The organism is Hyphomicrobium sp. (genome assembly GCF_035548195.1).
Lineage (GTDB): Bacteria > Pseudomonadota > Alphaproteobacteria > Rhizobiales > Hyphomicrobiaceae > Hyphomicrobium_B.
Genome location: NZ_DASZTY010000007.1, coordinates 128641 through 142830, shown reverse-complemented (window position 1 = coordinate 142830; position 14190 = coordinate 128641). Strand labels below are relative to the sequence as shown.

Here is a 14190-nt window from a genome sequence, read left to right as displayed (position 1 = left end):
AGAAGACTTCTTTGGAGCGGACGTTGGATTGCATGCGCCCATGACCGCCCGATCATCCGCGACTCTCCCGATTCACGGGAAACATCCCGTTCGCACGCCGACGATCGGTTTGGCGCTCGGGGGCGGCGGAGCGCGCGGTCTCGCCCATATCGCGATGCTCGAAGCGTTCGACGAAATGGGAATCAAGCCGTCGATCATCGCTGGGACGTCGATTGGCGCTGTCTACGGCGCGGCCTACGCATCCGGCGTCTCTGGGAAAGATCTGCGCGAACATACTCAGTTCATCCTGGCACAGCGCTTCGGGCTGATCCGAGATCTCTTCATCGCGAGGGCCCAGCCCTTTCAGAAACTGCTGGGCGTCGTCGGCATCCGGAGCGCGATTCTCGATCCAGCGACCGTCCTCGATGTCATTTTGCCCAAAGAGGTCAAAACCGATTTTGGTGCGTGCGACATTCCTCTCAAGGTCGTGGCCTCCGATTTCTACGATCAGGAACCGAAAATTTTCACGGATGGCGCGTTACGTACGGCTGTCGCGGCAAGCATGGCGCTTCCCGCAATCTTCCAGCCGGTCATCGTTGACGGACACGCGTTAATTGATGGGGGTTTAACGAATCCGCTGCCCTTCGATCTGTTGATGGGTAAGGCCGACATCGTCGTTGCCATCGATGTTTCGGGCATTCCCGTGCCCAATCCGCGCCGCCCCGTTCCAACCGCATTCGAGGCGCTTTTCTCCAGTGCATTCCTTTTCGAACGCACGATCGTCAAAGAGAAGCTGAAATGGGCCAAGCCCGACATCCTGATCAGTGCAGGCACGAGCCGTTTTCAAGTTCTCGATTTTCTGAAGTGTGATGAAATTCTACAAGCTGCACTGCCCGCAAAGGAAAAACTGAAGCAACAGCTTGGGCGGGTGCTCTCGGTCGAGACGCTGCCGCAGATCGAAGGAGCGGAAGTAGAGCAGAAACAGCCGGAAGCGCAGAGGCGAAAGCAAGCGGGATTGCTTTCGCGGGCTCGCAAAAATTCGAGACGCGAGTAAACGCTTATTCTCCTCGACGCGTGGCGAAGAAAGATTTGAGAATGGTTGCGGCTTCGGCTTCCGAAAGACCTGGGTAGACGTCTGGTGCGTGATGGCAGGTCGGCTGGTTGAAGACCCGGGCACCGTGCTCGACGCCGCCGCCTTTTGGATCACTGGCGCCATAATAGAGACGACGGATTCTTGCGAACGAAATCGCGGCCGCGCACATCGGACAGGGTTCAAGCGTGACGTAGAGATCGCAATCGACGAGACGCTCGTCGCCTACCGCTTCGCAGGCGGCGCGGATTGCCAACATTTCAGCGTGTGCGGTCGGGTCGCAGAGTTCGCGCGTGCGATTTCCGGAGGCGGCCAAGACCTTCCCTGACGGCGATACAATGACCGCGCCGACCGGAACCTCGCCGCGCGCTCCCGCGTCTCCGGCCTCGCTGAGCGCAAGGGACATATGGCTTCGCGGGCCGGTCGATGTCATAAGCTCGCGTCCTTCTTGCAAACAGAATCCAATATGGCCAAGCCATCCAACACGTCCATAGCCGACTCTCGCGACGGTCCGATGCGCATCGCCAAGGCGATGGCACGCGCCGGCCTCTGCTCGCGCCGGGAAGCCGAACGCTGGATTGCCGACGGACGCGTCAGCGTCAATGGCAAGTTGCTGAAAACGCCTGCGTTCGAGGTCGGCACGCACGATAAGGTTATCGTGGACGGCAAACCGTTGCCGAGTGCCGGGCCGCCGCAGCTCTGGCGCTACCATAAGCCGAAGGGAGTCGTTACGACCCACTCGGACCCCCAGGGGCGCCCGACCGTCTTTGAAAAGCTGCCGCCGGAGATGCCGCGCGTCATTTCCGTGGGCCGGCTCGATTTTAATACCGAGGGGTTGCTATTGCTGACCAACGATGGCGCGCTTGCACGTCATCTGGAGCTTCCGGCGAACGGCTGGGTGCGCCGCTATCGGGTACGTGCGAAGGGGCGCGTCACGCCTGCCGACCTTGAGAAGCTCAAAGACGGCGTGGAGATCGACGGCGTTCGCTACGGTCCGATCGAAGCGTCGGTCGACAGTATGCAGGGCGCCAATTCGTGGCTATCGATCTCGATCCGCGAAGGTAAAAATCGGGAAGTGCGCAACGTGCTCGCGCATCTCGGCCTAACGGTGAACCGGCTGATCCGCGTGTCGTTCGGCCCGTTTCAGCTTCTCGATTTGCAGCCGGGCGCCGTCGAAGCGGTGCGCCGGCGCGTGCTCGTCGCGCAGCTTGGTCCGAAGGCTGCCGAATCCCTCGGGCTATCGGAAAGTGCCGTCGAACGCAGGGAACGGCATGCACGTGGCAAAGCTGCGAGTGAGCGCGGCCGCACATGAGAGTCGTTGCAGGACGGTTTCGCGGCCGCGCACTGGTAACGCCCGGGGACATGAGCATCCGGCCGACGTCTGACCGTGTGCGCGAGAGCGTGTTCAATATCCTTGCGCATGGCGTCGGCGGTTTTGCCCTCGAACGGGAACGCGTTATCGATCTTTTTGCCGGAACAGGCGCGCTCGGCATCGAAGCCGTATCGCGCGGCGCCGCGTATTGTCTGTTTGTCGAGGACGCGGCTGAGGCCCGCGCGCTCATCCGGCGAAATGTCGAGGCACTTGGGCTAACCGGCGAAACACGCATATTCCGCCGCGATGCGACCGATCTTGGCCCAGCTGGAAACATGGAGCCTTACGGCCTGGCGTTTCTCGATCCGCCGTACGGCAAGGGATTGGGTGAACAAGCACTTGCGGTTCTTGCGGAGGGTGCGTGGTTAAAGCCCGGAGCCGTTTGCGTTTTTGAAGAGCGCGCGGGAACGACTGTCTCGATACCGCCGCGCTTCGGGATGCTTGATGCGCGAACCTGGGGTGACACGGAAGTACGCTTCCTGCGTTTCGAATAGGTCGCTATCGGCCTGATGCCGAACGCCGATATCATGGTTAAATTTTTCTTGACGTTCGCAGGCCTTGCAAACGTACTGTTTCCACTGCGGCCGCAGACCACTTGCGAATTTTACAACGTGCTCGGATCATATGGTCATGGTCTGGCTGCCGAGCGAGATATGGAGTGAGCGACGCCTAGACGGGCTTGCGCCCGCGGCCGCGGGTGATGCCGCATTTCGCATTTTCTGCACTCCTTCGATCTCAGAGCGGCGGGCATCCAATCATCGTCAGCTGACGGAGCGTGCGCGATACCATTTGCGCAATGCGCGCTGGCAGCGCGTGGAAACGCCGGTAGGCGAAATCCAAGCGTATATCTTCGAGCCGGAACGGCAAATCGCGCGCGGCCTCGTCCTCATTGTTCACGGGTGGACCGGCGAATCCTCCTTCATGACGGCGATCGCCGAAGCCATCCGGAGAAACGGTTTCCGCGTCGGGCTGTTCGATTTGCCCGCGCACGGTCTGAGCAGCGGCCGCTCGACCAACCTTATCGATTGCGCACGGGCCACCGTTTCGGTTGCCGAGCAACTCGGTTCGATTCACGCGCTCGTGACGCATTCTTTCGGGGGCTTGATTTCGCTTGTCGCGGCGGAAGGTCATTCCCCGATGCCTGGACGGTTGGCGGCCGAGCATATCGTGCTGATCGCCAGCCCCAATCGTTTGACCGACGTAACGGATCATTTCTCGCGACATTGGAAACTCTCGGATCCCGGGCGTAAAGCGTTTGAACATCGCCTGGAGCGAGTCGGTGGACGAACGCTCGATTGCTTCACCGCAGTCAGACTTCTGCCGGCAAGCGGCATGCGCGGCCTCGTCGTTCACGCGCCCGACGACATCGACGTTCCGTTTCGGTGTGCGGAAGAGATCGTTGCGGGTGTTCCGGGGATGAAGCTGCATACCTTCGACGGCCTCGGCCATCGCAACATTCTGTTCGCGCCGCAAGTCGCGCGCACCGTGACCTCCTATCTGAAAAGCACGGTGCAACAGACTGAAGAGCACCGTGCACCTCAGTCCTTCATTGAAAATGCACCGTCGGCGAGCGTGCATGCGTAGGCCCTAACGTCCCGAGGCCATTTCGCCGTCAATGCCTCGAAGCGGGATCGATCCTTGCCGAAAAGGGCGCGACACGCTTCTTCGAAGCCCGGAAAATTTCCTGCCATCGCGGACATGAAACGGTATGTCCGTTCCTGAGATTCGCGTATTTTATCGGAGCCTGCATTCGCGCGTCGCGCTTCATCGACGAGCTTGCGGAGCGTTACCGATGCGCCCCCGGGTTGCGTGGCCAGCCAATCCCAATGACGGGGCAGCAGGGTTATCTCCCGGGCAACGACACCAAGCTTCGGACGCCCGGGAGCGCGAGGCTCCTCCTTGCTAAGCGACGGGGCGGAGATGCGGTGCTCTTCGGTCTCTCTGAGATCAAAATCGACCTGAGCGCCGGTTGCGTCGTCAAAGATCAAGATCGTTGCCTGAGGCTGCTTCGAGAGGCGCGCTCTGATCTCTCCAATCACCTTTGCCCGTGAGCCTGAAACGAGCTGCTCGTTGCGCTCAAAGGCAGTGAACTGTGGCTGCGATCCCATTTTGCCGCGTCCTCAAATTGATTGGACGCATATTTACCCGGGTAAAATTAGAAAGACAATATACCCGGGTAAAATTATTTAGCTTCTGCGAACTGCGCGTCAGCCGCGTGTCCCCAGAGGCCGTAGTAGAGGATGTATAGATAGCCGGGCGCGGCGAGCGTCAGATACGCGAGCTGGAAGTCGATGTGCTGCTTTAGGAGGCCGAAGGCGTAAGGCATCAGCGCGCCGCCAACGACGCCCATGATGAGCAGTGCCGACCCGGTTTCCGTGTGACGGCCAAGATCACGAATCGCCAACGGAAAGATAGCGGGCCACATCATTGCGTTGGCGAAGCCGAGACTGGCGATGAAGGCCACTGACGTATATCCGCGCGTCAGATAGGCGGCGACGCTCAAGACAATCCCCAGCACCGCCGAAATGGCAAGATAGTTCTGCTGGGAGACGAAACGCGGAATGATCAGCAGCCCGACGACATAGCCGATGAGCATCGCAAACAGCGTATAGGACGTGAACAGACGCGTGGCACCGAGCGGTAGTCCAAAGCTTGCGCCGTAGATTCCTATGGCGTCGCCTGCCAGCACTTCGAGCCCGACGTAGAGGAAAAGACAAAGCACGCCGAGCCAGAGATGCCGATGGCGAAAGACGCCCATAGCATCGGTCGAGACGTCACGCACGCTTTCGACACGGATATCCGGCAGGCGGGAGCGCGCAATCCAGAGGGCCAACAGCGCGAGTAAAGCGGCCATGATCATGTACGGCCCATGTACTTGTGCGGCGAAGGTATTCAGCAGCGTTTCGCGGGCTTCGGGAGTGGCCGCAGCTTTCACCCGCGCATCAAAATGATCGAGGCCGCTGAGGACGAGTACCCCAAAAATAAGGGGCGCCAAAAAGCCTGCGAACTTGTTGCAAATGCCCATGACTGCGATGCGCCTGGCCGCGCTATCGCTTGGTCCCAAGATGCAGACATAGGGATTGGAGGCCGTCTGCAAGAGCGATAACCCGGCACCAATGATAAACAAGCCGGCGAGCGTTCCCGGATATTGCCGCGCCGTTGTGAAGTGGCCGAAGACGAAAGCTCCGAACGCCATGACGAGCAATCCCAACGCCATGCCCTTTTTCATGCCGGTCCGGCGCAGGACGATCGACGATGGAAGCGCGAGAAAAAAATAGGAGAGATAGAACGCCATCGGCATAAGAAACGCGTTCACGTCATCGAAATGGAACGCCAGCTTGACGAAGGTTATCAGCGGTCCGTTGAGCCATGTCACAAAGCCAAAAATGAAAAACAGCACGCCGATCGTAAGAATCGCGTTCTGCTGGCGATCGGCGATTTCAGCTGGCGCGGGACGTAGCGTCATGCGGCGAGGCACCTCTTTCCGTCGTCAGGCGAAGCCAGACTGGTTGCGAGGGCGAATATGAAGCTGCGCCACGCTGGCCGCGCAGCGACACGGGCACAGGGCCTGGGCACCTGCGGATTTCCCATGAAAATCAGTGGAATTGTCGCCGCTCCCCTTTTCGCGCACCGCACATGCCACAGCGTTTACGGCGGCTGCGACATCCTTGCACCTCTGCTGAGCTATAATCGCGTAGAACGTGTGGCCGGACGGCTTTGATTTTTCAGTCTTCCCGTACTATGTCGATCATATGAAAAGGTGACTTGACGAAAGTATACTTTTTCGCGCAACTACATGCTGTTTTGCCCTTCTAGGGTGTCCGATGCCGGGGCCTTGAACCCCGATTGATTGGAGCCAAAAGTGATCGTCTGCTCGTGCGCCGTTATATCCGATACTGATATCGAGTTCGCCGTCTCGGAAATCATGAGCGCGGAGCCAGGGCTTTTGCCGACGCCGGGCGTCGTCTTTCGTCACCTCAACAAGAAGATGAATTGCTGCCGCTGTGCACCGGTTACGGTGTCCGCGATCTATGCTGCGATGGACCGGCTGGCACAAACCACCCGAGTTTGCCCGTTTGCCCTGGCCGAGGCCCGGGCCAAGCTTATCCGCATCGAGGAACGCCGCGAGCGTCGCCAGCGTCGCCTCGACGATGCTTATGCCAACCGCCGCTTGTCTTCGGCGCGCGCTGTAGCATAGGTCTGAAAATCCGACGAATTCCACAGGCCGCGACACTGTTGGCGGCGCTGGCTTTTTTTGTTCCAATCATATAGCTGTCTAGTTTAGAATGTTTCTGGTTTAGGCTAGAGACAGCAATACACATTGGTTGGAGCGGCGCCATGAAGGGTAACAAAGACGTTATCACTCGTCTCAATGAGGCTTTGAAGCTCGAACTTGGCGCCATCAACCAATATTGGTTGCATTATCGCATGCTCGACAACTGGGGATTTAAGAAACTCGCCAAAAAGGAGCGCAAAGAATCCATCGAGGAGATGAACCACGCCGACAAGCTCGTCGACCGGATTATCTTTTTGGATGGGCTGCCCAACCTGCAGCACGTTGCACCGCTAATGATCGGTGAGAACATCAAAGAAGTCCTGGAGTGCGATTTGAAGGGCGAGCACATCGCCCGCGATCACTACAAGAAGTCACGCGAGATTTGCCGCGACGTCGGCGACTACGTGACGATGGATCTGTTCGAAGAGCTGCTGAAGGACGAAGAGGGTCACATTGACTTCCTCGAAACGCAACTCGATCTTCTGAATAAGATCGGCGTCGAAAACTACGGCCAGCTCAACGCGGAAAGCGCCAACGGCGACGACGACTGATTTTGTAGGCGCTTGCGCCCGCGCTCTCCGGAGCCGGCCGTAAGCGCTTACCTTCTGCCGAAAAGACGTTCGATGTCCGAGAGTTTGAGCGCGACGTACGTTGGACGGCCGTGATTGCATTGGCCCGAGTAAGGTGTCGCCTCCATCTGGCGCAATAACGCGTTCATTTCCTCGACCGTGAGGCGACGCCCCGAACGCACGCTGCCGTGACAGGCCATGCGCGACGCGACGCTTTCCAGACGATCCTTAAGAGCGCGCGCCGTACCGTCGGCGTGAAGCTCGGTGGCGAGATCTTTCACCAATCCGTCGATGTCGGTGTCGCCCAGCAATGCGGGCGTTTCGCGGACAGCGACCGCACCCTCACCGAAGCTTTCGAGGACAAGTCCCAACTCGGCGAGTTCACTCGCGCGGCTGCACAGCAGCTCCGCATCATCGGAATCGAGCGTGACGATAACCGGAATGAGCAAGCCTTGCGTTGCGACGCCGCCGTTGGCGAGTGCGGACTTGAGCTTTTCATAAACCAGCCGTTCGTGCGCAGCATGTTGATCCACGATGACAAGCCCATCGCGGGTCTGTGCGACGATGTAATTCTCATGCACTTGCGCGCGAACGGCGCCGAGAGGCATATCTATTGCCTGCTCGGGTTTTGTTGCGTCTGGCATACGCATGTCGGCGCTCGGCGTATCGATTGCGGCGAAGGGCGTTTGCGCTCGCTCTGAAAGACCGGCGGGCTGAAGCCACGTTTGAGTAGGCGCGGCGGGTGAAGTAGTGGCATTCGGAAGAATACCCGGCGCGAAGGTTTCTATGGTCAGCACACCGCCTTGCGCCGACGCGCGGTGACCTGCGGCTTCCAACGCCTGGCGCATCGCACCGACCATCAGGCCGCGCACGCGGCCGGCGTCGCGAAACCGCACCTCGGCTTTGGCAGGATGCACGTTCACATCGACATCAGACGGCGCCACGTCGAGAAAGAGCGCCAATAGCGGTGAACGCCCGCGCGGTATCAAATCGCCGTAGGCGGCGCGAATGGCTCCGATCAGCAGCTTATCCTTCACGGATCGTCCGTTGACGAACAGAAACTGCTGCATGTTGTCGGGCCGATGCAGTGTCGGCAGTCCGATAAAGCCGAAGATGCGCATTGGCGCCGACGCGCCGCTGCCGCCGCCTGACACCTCAAGCGCATCCGCCATGAATTCGCGCCCCATAATGGCGCCGACGCGTTCTAGCCATGCAGCCGAGGTCCGCTCGCCACGCGGATAGGTGACGGGGCGCTTGTCCCCGGTTTGCAGCGTGAAGCCGATTTCCGGATGCGCCATCGCGAGGCGGCGCACGACATCTGTGACGGCCATCTGCTCGGAGCGTTCGGACTTCAGGAATTTCAGCCGCGCCGGTGTCGCGGAGAAGAGATCGCGGACTTCGATGATGGTGCCGGAATTAACAGCGGCGGGACGCGGGGCCTGCTTGGCGCCGCGCACGACGGCAATCGCAAAGCCGTGATCTGCGTTCCGTGTGCGCGATCTGATTTCGAGTTGTGCGATCGAGCCGATTGAAGGAAGCGCTTCGCCGCGAAAACCGAGCGAGCGAATATCGAATAGGTCTTCTTCGTCGAGCTTCGACGTCGCATGTCGTTCGACTGCGAGCGCGAGGTCTTCCGGGCCCATGCCGCAGCCATCGTCCGTCACACGGATCAGCGACAGGCCGCCATCCGTGATGACGATTTCGATCTGCCTCGCGCCTGCATCGATCGCGTTCTCGACAAGCTCTTTGACGACGCTCGCCGGACGCTCGATCACCTCGCCTGCCGCGATGCGGTTGACCGTTTCGGGGCTGAGCTGGCGGATCGCCACGGCGATCATCTCCTCGTTCAAAGAGCGCTTCAAGCGCCTTTGGCGAGGCGCTCCTTGGTCAACACTTTCGCGAGCTCGACTGCGGGCTGATCGAACGGATCGAGGTTCAGCAGGCGGCCTGCGAGAATCGTCTCGATCATAAAGTGCATCAGCAGCGCGCCGAGCGCTTTTTCGTCAAGTTTTGCAAGGTCTATTGTCCGCACGGGGCGGCCGGCGCGAGCCAAAGCCTCGGGCAGCGCATGAGCTTGCGCTGACACGATGTCGCCGATGGTGTGGCCGCCGAGCATGTCGGCGCCCGCCAGCTTCGCGAGGTCGGGATCAACCTTCGGACCGACGCCTTCGCTCGCGACGCGGAGAATGGTCAAATAGTGCTCGCGCGGACCATCCATGAAAAGCTGCAATTGGCTATGCTGGTCGAGCGGACCCAGCGCGCCGATCGGCGTGGTGCCTTCTCCGCCTTTGCCAAGGCTTTCCGCCCAAAGTTGCACGAACCAAGCCGCGAGTCGCCCGAGACGATCCGCGTACGGCATCATGACCAACGTCTTGATGCCTTTTTCCTTCGACAGAGCAACAGCCATTGCTGCGCCGACAGCGGGTGCAAGATCTTCCGGTTTGCCCGCGGCCAGCAATGCATCGACGACCGATTTTGCGCCGGACCGGATCGCGCGCGCATCGAGGCCGCGCGCAATCGCAGGCATCAAGCCGACGTTCGTCAGACAGGAAAAACGTCCGCCGATGCCAGTATGATGCTCAAGCATCGGAATGTTGAACTTCGCAAACAGCGTGCGGAGCCCGTTTGCTTTACCGGGCTTGTCGGGCTCGGTGATGCCGAGGAAAAGTTTTGGAATTTGCGCTTCGAGGCCCGCGGCTTTGACGGCGGAAATCGTTGCGATTGCTTGCGCGAGAGTCTCGGCGGTCCCCCCCGACTTGGACGTCACGATGAAGCGCGCCTTTGAGAGATCGAGCGTCTTCAAGACGCCTTCGAGCGTCTCGCCATCCAGATTATCGTAGAACCGCGTGCGCGGCCGCGATTTCTGACCTTCGGTCGCAACGCCAGGAATTTTCCATCCGGCAATCTGCGCAAGAGTTTGACCGCCTAGGCTCGAACCGCCGGTTCCGAAGAAGACGAGCGTATTTGCGCCGCCACTCAAACGCGCGAGCGCTGCTTCGGCGGCTTCGATGTCGGCCGTCTCTTCTGGAATGCGCAGTAGCGCCAGCTTGTTGCTGCGATAATCGTCTTTGAGCGCATCGAGATGAGGGGCGATGCGGGCAAGCCAAGATTCATACGTGGTTTGCGACAGGCCGTGGTCGCCTATCGCACTGTCGAGACATCCGTCGATGTTTTGCTGAAACTTGCTTCCGTCGTGCTGCCCGTCTTGCATGGCGCTACAAACGCTCCTGGCTGAAACGGGTTCCCGCGTACCCGATTTCAGCCCTACGGCCAAGAGCACCTATGGCCCCACCAAATCCTCTGGCGGGGCCTTTGTGATTAACCGCGCGTCGGCGCCGTGACCGGACGCAACGCCGCCGGAATGACGGACTTCATTCCCGCAGGTTTGCCGACAACAGTGACAATCAAGTTTTCCGGCTTCAACAGTCGCGCAGCAACACGCTTTGCATCTGCGAGCGTGATGGCTTCAATCTTCTTGTTGCGCGTCTCGACATAATCGGGACCAAATCCCTCCTGCATCAAACCCAGCAGCTGCGAGGCGATCTTGGAATTGGTGTCGAAGCGCAGGGCATAGGAGCCGGTGAGATAAGATTTTGCAGCGTCGAGATCGGCTTGGGTCGGTCCATTCTCGGCCATCTTTTTCATCTCCTTGCGGATGATGTCCAAGCTTTCGGCCATCGACGCGTTCTTGGTCGCGACGCTGCCGACCAGGATCGAGGTATAGCGATCGGGTTGGATGTACGTGTAGACGGAGTAGGCAAGGCCGCGTTTCTCGCGTACCTCCTCCATCAACTTCGCCGAAAATCCGCCGCCGCCTAAGATGTGATTAACCACGAACGCGGTCATGAAATCCGGGTCCATGCGCGGCATCGCGCCGAGGCCGAAGACAGCGACCGATTGCGGAACGCCCATCTCAATGACGCGCTGGCTGCCGCCAAGCACTGGCTCCACTTTCGGAACAGGAAACAAATCGGCTTTGGCGGGGAGAGCGCCGAAAACATTGTCGATGAGCTTGCCAAGCTCGTCGGGTGTGATGTCGCCGACAGCCACGACCTTCAAATTATCGCGGGCGAAAATCCGCTTGTGATAGTCGAGAAGATCATCGCGCGTGATCTTCGAGACGGTATCCACCGTGCCGGCAGACGGACGCGCGTAGGGATGTCCCGCGAACGCTTGCGCATACCATCCCCGCATTGCGACCTTGCCGGGGTCTTTGGCGGCATAAACAAGATTGGCGATGAGCTGCTTCCGGATTCGCTCGATGGCATCCTGGTCGAAGCGCGGGTGCTGCACCGAAAGCTTCAGAAGCTCGACGGCTTTGTCGCGATTGGCGGTCAGCGTTTCGAACGACCCGTAAAGCGAATCCTTCGTATCGTCGTAACTCATGCGCATGGCGAGGTCTTCCATGCGTTCCTGATAGTCTTCAGACTTAAGGTCGCCTGCGCCTTCATCCATCATTGCAGTGATGAAATTGGCGACGCCGGCCTTTCCTTTCGGGTCCTGGCTGTTGCCACCGTCGAAGGCATACTTCAACGAGATCAGCGGAACGCTGTGCTCCTCGACGAGCCACGCTTTGATTCCGCCTGGAGACTGGATTTGTTTTATGTTCATAGCTTCTGCCGGACGGCTCAACGAAGAAAGCGAAAGGGACGTCAATATCACCAGCGCCGCGGCAACATTGAAACGGGCCACGGCACGAGCGACCGTAGCAATCCCGCGAGGGAGGCTCAGCATCAAAATCACCTCAGTACGCCATTTGGGGATGGGGATGGCAGATCATCGGCTTGCGCGACGCCGCTTTCATCGGGAACGAGATAGCCCGTCACTGAAGCGCGCATGTTGAGATATTTTCCAGCAGCCTTCTTGACCTCATCCGCCGTGACCTTCGAAATGGCGTCAGGCCAACCTTCGATCTCGGCAACGGTGCGGCCGACCGCCATGTTCCATCCGTAGCGGCGTGCGAGCGTCGCCTGATTATCGCTTTCGTACACGTAATCGGCGAGGTAGCTGCGCTTGGCGCGCGCGAGTTCGGCATCCGTCACGCCGTTCTTCACGATGTCGGCGAGAACGTCGTCGATCGCGGCTTCGACTTTGGGCAATGGAACGCCGTCTGCGGCGACCGCGTAGAGCGAGATCGTGCCGCCGTCGAGACCGGAGCCTGAATAATCTCCGCCTGCGCTTGATGCGAGCTTCGATTCAACGACGAGCTTTTTGTAGATGCGGCTTGTGGTGCCCGAGCCCGCGATCTTCATCAGCAGATCGAGCGCTTCGGCTTCGCCCGGCTTAGCCGTGACGTAGCTTGGTGCGAGGTAGTAGCGCTGCATCGAGAAATTACCGGCGCGCGGATCCTTCAACTCGAGACGGCGGGCCGCGATAGGCGGCGGTTCGCTCGGGCGTTTGCGAACCGAGCTGACTTCCGGGTTCGCCGGGATCTTCCCATAGGTCGCTTCGGCAAGCTTTTTCACTTCGTCGGGAGTCACATCGCCGGAGACGACGAGAATGGCATTGTTTGGCGCGTAATAGTGCTTGTAGAAATTCAGCGCATCCTGACGTGTGAGCTGTGCCATCTCGTGATACCAGCCGATGACGGGCGTGCCATAGGGATCGTTGAGATAGAGCGCGGCATTCATCTGCTCGTCGAGCAGCGCCGACGGATTGTTGTCGATGCGCGAGCGTCGCTCTTCGAGAATGACGTCGCGCTCGGTCAGCACTTCCTTTTCGTCGAGCCGGAGGTGGACCATACGGTCGGCCTCCATTTCCATCATTTTGCCAAGACGGTCTTTCGCGACGCGCTGGAAGTAAGCGGTCGTGTCGTGCCCCGTAAAGGCATTGTCCTGGCCGCCAAGGCGGCTCACGATTTTCGAAAACTCGCCGACCGGAATCTTGTCGGTCGATTTGAACATTAAATGCTCAAGGAAATGCGCGATTCCGGATTTGCCGCGCACTTCATCGGCGGACCCCACCTTGTACCAAACCATATGCGTTACGACGGGCGCGCGATGATCGGGTATGACCACGACGTCCATGCCATTCTCGAGCTTGAACTCGGAGGCTCTGGTTGCCGAGTCGGTGGCGTAAGCGTCGGGAGTCAGTGCAAGCATGGAAAGGGCCAATAGGGTTAAGAATGTGAATTTGGTGGACGTCACAAGACGCATATGGTCGGTCCTCGAACGGTAGGCGACGACAGGCGAGCTGCCTACCCTCTAAAATGATACCGAAGCCCTCAGATGCGAGGACAACGTTTCGCAAACGGTGCCCGACATCCAAAGCGCCTGCGGCCGCGAAGCGGCACAATGAGCGCGAGATGGGGTTCAAAAGTCAAATGACAAGCCGTTCATCTCGCGCGCGTAAGATGCGAGTCGATCAAGAGTTTTCGACAAAACAGAAAAAATTACTGATGATGAGCCCGAACGGCCTACTGCGTTTGCGTATCGTCGTCTTGATCTTGATCATTCTTGCCGGTCATCCATTTTTTAACGCCGGTCAGGATGGACGGATGACATGAGCCGAGCGGCCCGCTTGCGGCGTCGGCGGTCGAATCGCCGCGTGCAATGGCGTCCTCGTAGTGCACCTTGCAGTATGCGTCCTGCTGCTTCTGAAGCTCGGCTTGTGAAACGTGCTTATTTCGGTCCGGATCCTGGATTTCCGCCAATGATGGCTGACCGGCACGGCCGCTTCCTGGTTGCGGGAGTGCTCCTGTTTCGGGCGGCATGACAAGAGGCTGACGGACGGCGACTTTCGGCTCCCCGGCAGGTGCGGCACTCCCGCTGCCTACACCGACCAAGTCAAAAATTTTGCCGTTCAGCTGGACGCCGTCGTAGCCGCAGCCGGAAACCGCGAGCACAGACGCGCCGAATGACGCGAATAATGATGCTTTCGCGAACGATTTCAAAGGCATACATTT

At 59.3% G+C, this 14190-nt stretch carries 14 protein-coding genes; 6 read left to right on the top strand and 8 right to left on the bottom strand.

Annotated elements, in window-relative coordinates:
• Window positions 1–40 precede the first annotated feature (40 nt).
• A complete protein-coding gene (locus VHB22_RS01865) occupies window positions 41–1033 on the top strand; it encodes a patatin-like phospholipase family protein (protein WP_325455249.1) in 993 nt (330 codons plus the stop codon).
• 4 nt (window positions 1034–1037) lie between these two features.
• Here the strand turns inward: VHB22_RS01865 and VHB22_RS01860 are convergent, their stop codons facing one another.
• Window positions 1038–1502, bottom strand: a complete 465-nt coding sequence (locus VHB22_RS01860) for a nucleoside deaminase (RefSeq protein WP_325455248.1) — start codon at window positions 1500–1502, stop codon at window positions 1038–1040.
• Window positions 1503–1535: 33 nt separating this feature from the next.
• On the opposite strand from VHB22_RS01860, the gene VHB22_RS01855 reads away from it, so the two are divergent.
• The 3 genes from VHB22_RS01855 to VHB22_RS01845 all read left to right on the top strand — a co-directional run bounded on the left by VHB22_RS01855 (window position 1536) and on the right by VHB22_RS01845 (window position 4025).
• Window positions 1536–2381, top strand: coding sequence for a pseudouridine synthase (locus VHB22_RS01855; protein ID WP_414652693.1), 846 nt, complete (start codon window positions 1536–1538; stop codon window positions 2379–2381).
• Window positions 2378–2935: a 16S rRNA (guanine(966)-N(2))-methyltransferase RsmD gene (gene rsmD, locus VHB22_RS01850; RefSeq protein ID WP_325455247.1), complete on the top strand. Its 558-nt coding sequence runs from the start codon at window positions 2378–2380 to the stop codon at window positions 2933–2935. Before VHB22_RS01855 ends, rsmD begins: the two co-directional genes overlap by 4 nt.
• 136 nt (window positions 2936–3071) lie before the next feature.
• Window positions 3072–4025 (top strand): alpha/beta fold hydrolase, encoded by a 954-nt coding sequence (locus VHB22_RS01845; protein ID WP_325455246.1) that lies wholly within the window; start codon window positions 3072–3074, stop codon window positions 4023–4025.
• Here VHB22_RS01845 and VHB22_RS01840 read toward each other — a convergent pair.
• Together VHB22_RS01840 and VHB22_RS01835 are read right to left on the bottom strand one after the other, a co-directional pair.
• Window positions 3980–4549, bottom strand: a complete 570-nt coding sequence (locus tag VHB22_RS01840; protein ID WP_325455245.1) for a DUF2239 family protein — start codon at window positions 4547–4549, stop codon at window positions 3980–3982. The two genes, VHB22_RS01845 and VHB22_RS01840, sit on opposite strands and share 46 nt — an antisense overlap.
• A gap of 74 nt (window positions 4550–4623) precedes the next feature.
• Window positions 4624–5907, bottom strand: coding sequence for a sugar MFS transporter (locus tag VHB22_RS01835; RefSeq protein ID WP_325455244.1), 1284 nt, complete (start codon window positions 5905–5907; stop codon window positions 4624–4626).
• Window positions 5908–6303: 396 nt separating this feature from the next.
• On the opposite strand from VHB22_RS01835, the gene VHB22_RS01830 reads away from it, so the two are divergent.
• On the top strand, window positions 6304–6639 hold the full coding sequence (locus tag VHB22_RS01830; RefSeq protein WP_325455243.1) for a hypothetical protein: 336 nt from the start codon (window positions 6304–6306) through the stop codon (window positions 6637–6639).
• Between the two features lie 140 nt (window positions 6640–6779).
• Window positions 6780–7268 (top strand): bacterioferritin, encoded by a 489-nt coding sequence (bfr, locus tag VHB22_RS01825; RefSeq protein WP_325455242.1) that lies wholly within the window; start codon window positions 6780–6782, stop codon window positions 7266–7268.
• A gap of 47 nt (window positions 7269–7315) precedes the next feature.
• Here the strand turns inward: bfr and mutL are convergent, their stop codons facing one another.
• The 5 genes from mutL to VHB22_RS01800 form a co-directional block, all read right to left on the bottom strand.
• The gene (mutL, locus tag VHB22_RS01820) at window positions 7316–9115 is read right to left on the bottom strand and encodes a DNA mismatch repair endonuclease MutL (protein WP_325455241.1); all 1800 of its coding nucleotides are present in this window, start codon (window positions 9113–9115) and stop codon (window positions 7316–7318) included.
• Between the two features lie 29 nt (window positions 9116–9144).
• Entirely contained in the window at window positions 9145–10497 is a 1353-nt protein-coding gene (locus VHB22_RS01815) for a glucose-6-phosphate isomerase (RefSeq protein ID WP_325455240.1), read from the bottom strand.
• Between the two features lie 107 nt (window positions 10498–10604).
• Window positions 10605–12020: a pitrilysin family protein gene (locus tag VHB22_RS01810; protein WP_325455239.1), complete on the bottom strand. Its 1416-nt coding sequence runs from the start codon at window positions 12018–12020 to the stop codon at window positions 10605–10607.
• Between the two features lie 5 nt (window positions 12021–12025).
• The gene (locus VHB22_RS01805; RefSeq protein WP_414652692.1) at window positions 12026–13387 is read right to left on the bottom strand and encodes a M16 family metallopeptidase; all 1362 of its coding nucleotides are present in this window, start codon (window positions 13385–13387) and stop codon (window positions 12026–12028) included.
• A gap of 314 nt (window positions 13388–13701) precedes the next feature.
• Complete coding sequence (locus VHB22_RS01800; RefSeq protein ID WP_325455237.1) at window positions 13702–14184, bottom strand: hypothetical protein; 483 nt, start codon at window positions 14182–14184, stop codon at window positions 13702–13704.
• Between the last annotated feature and the right edge of the window lie 6 nt (window positions 14185–14190).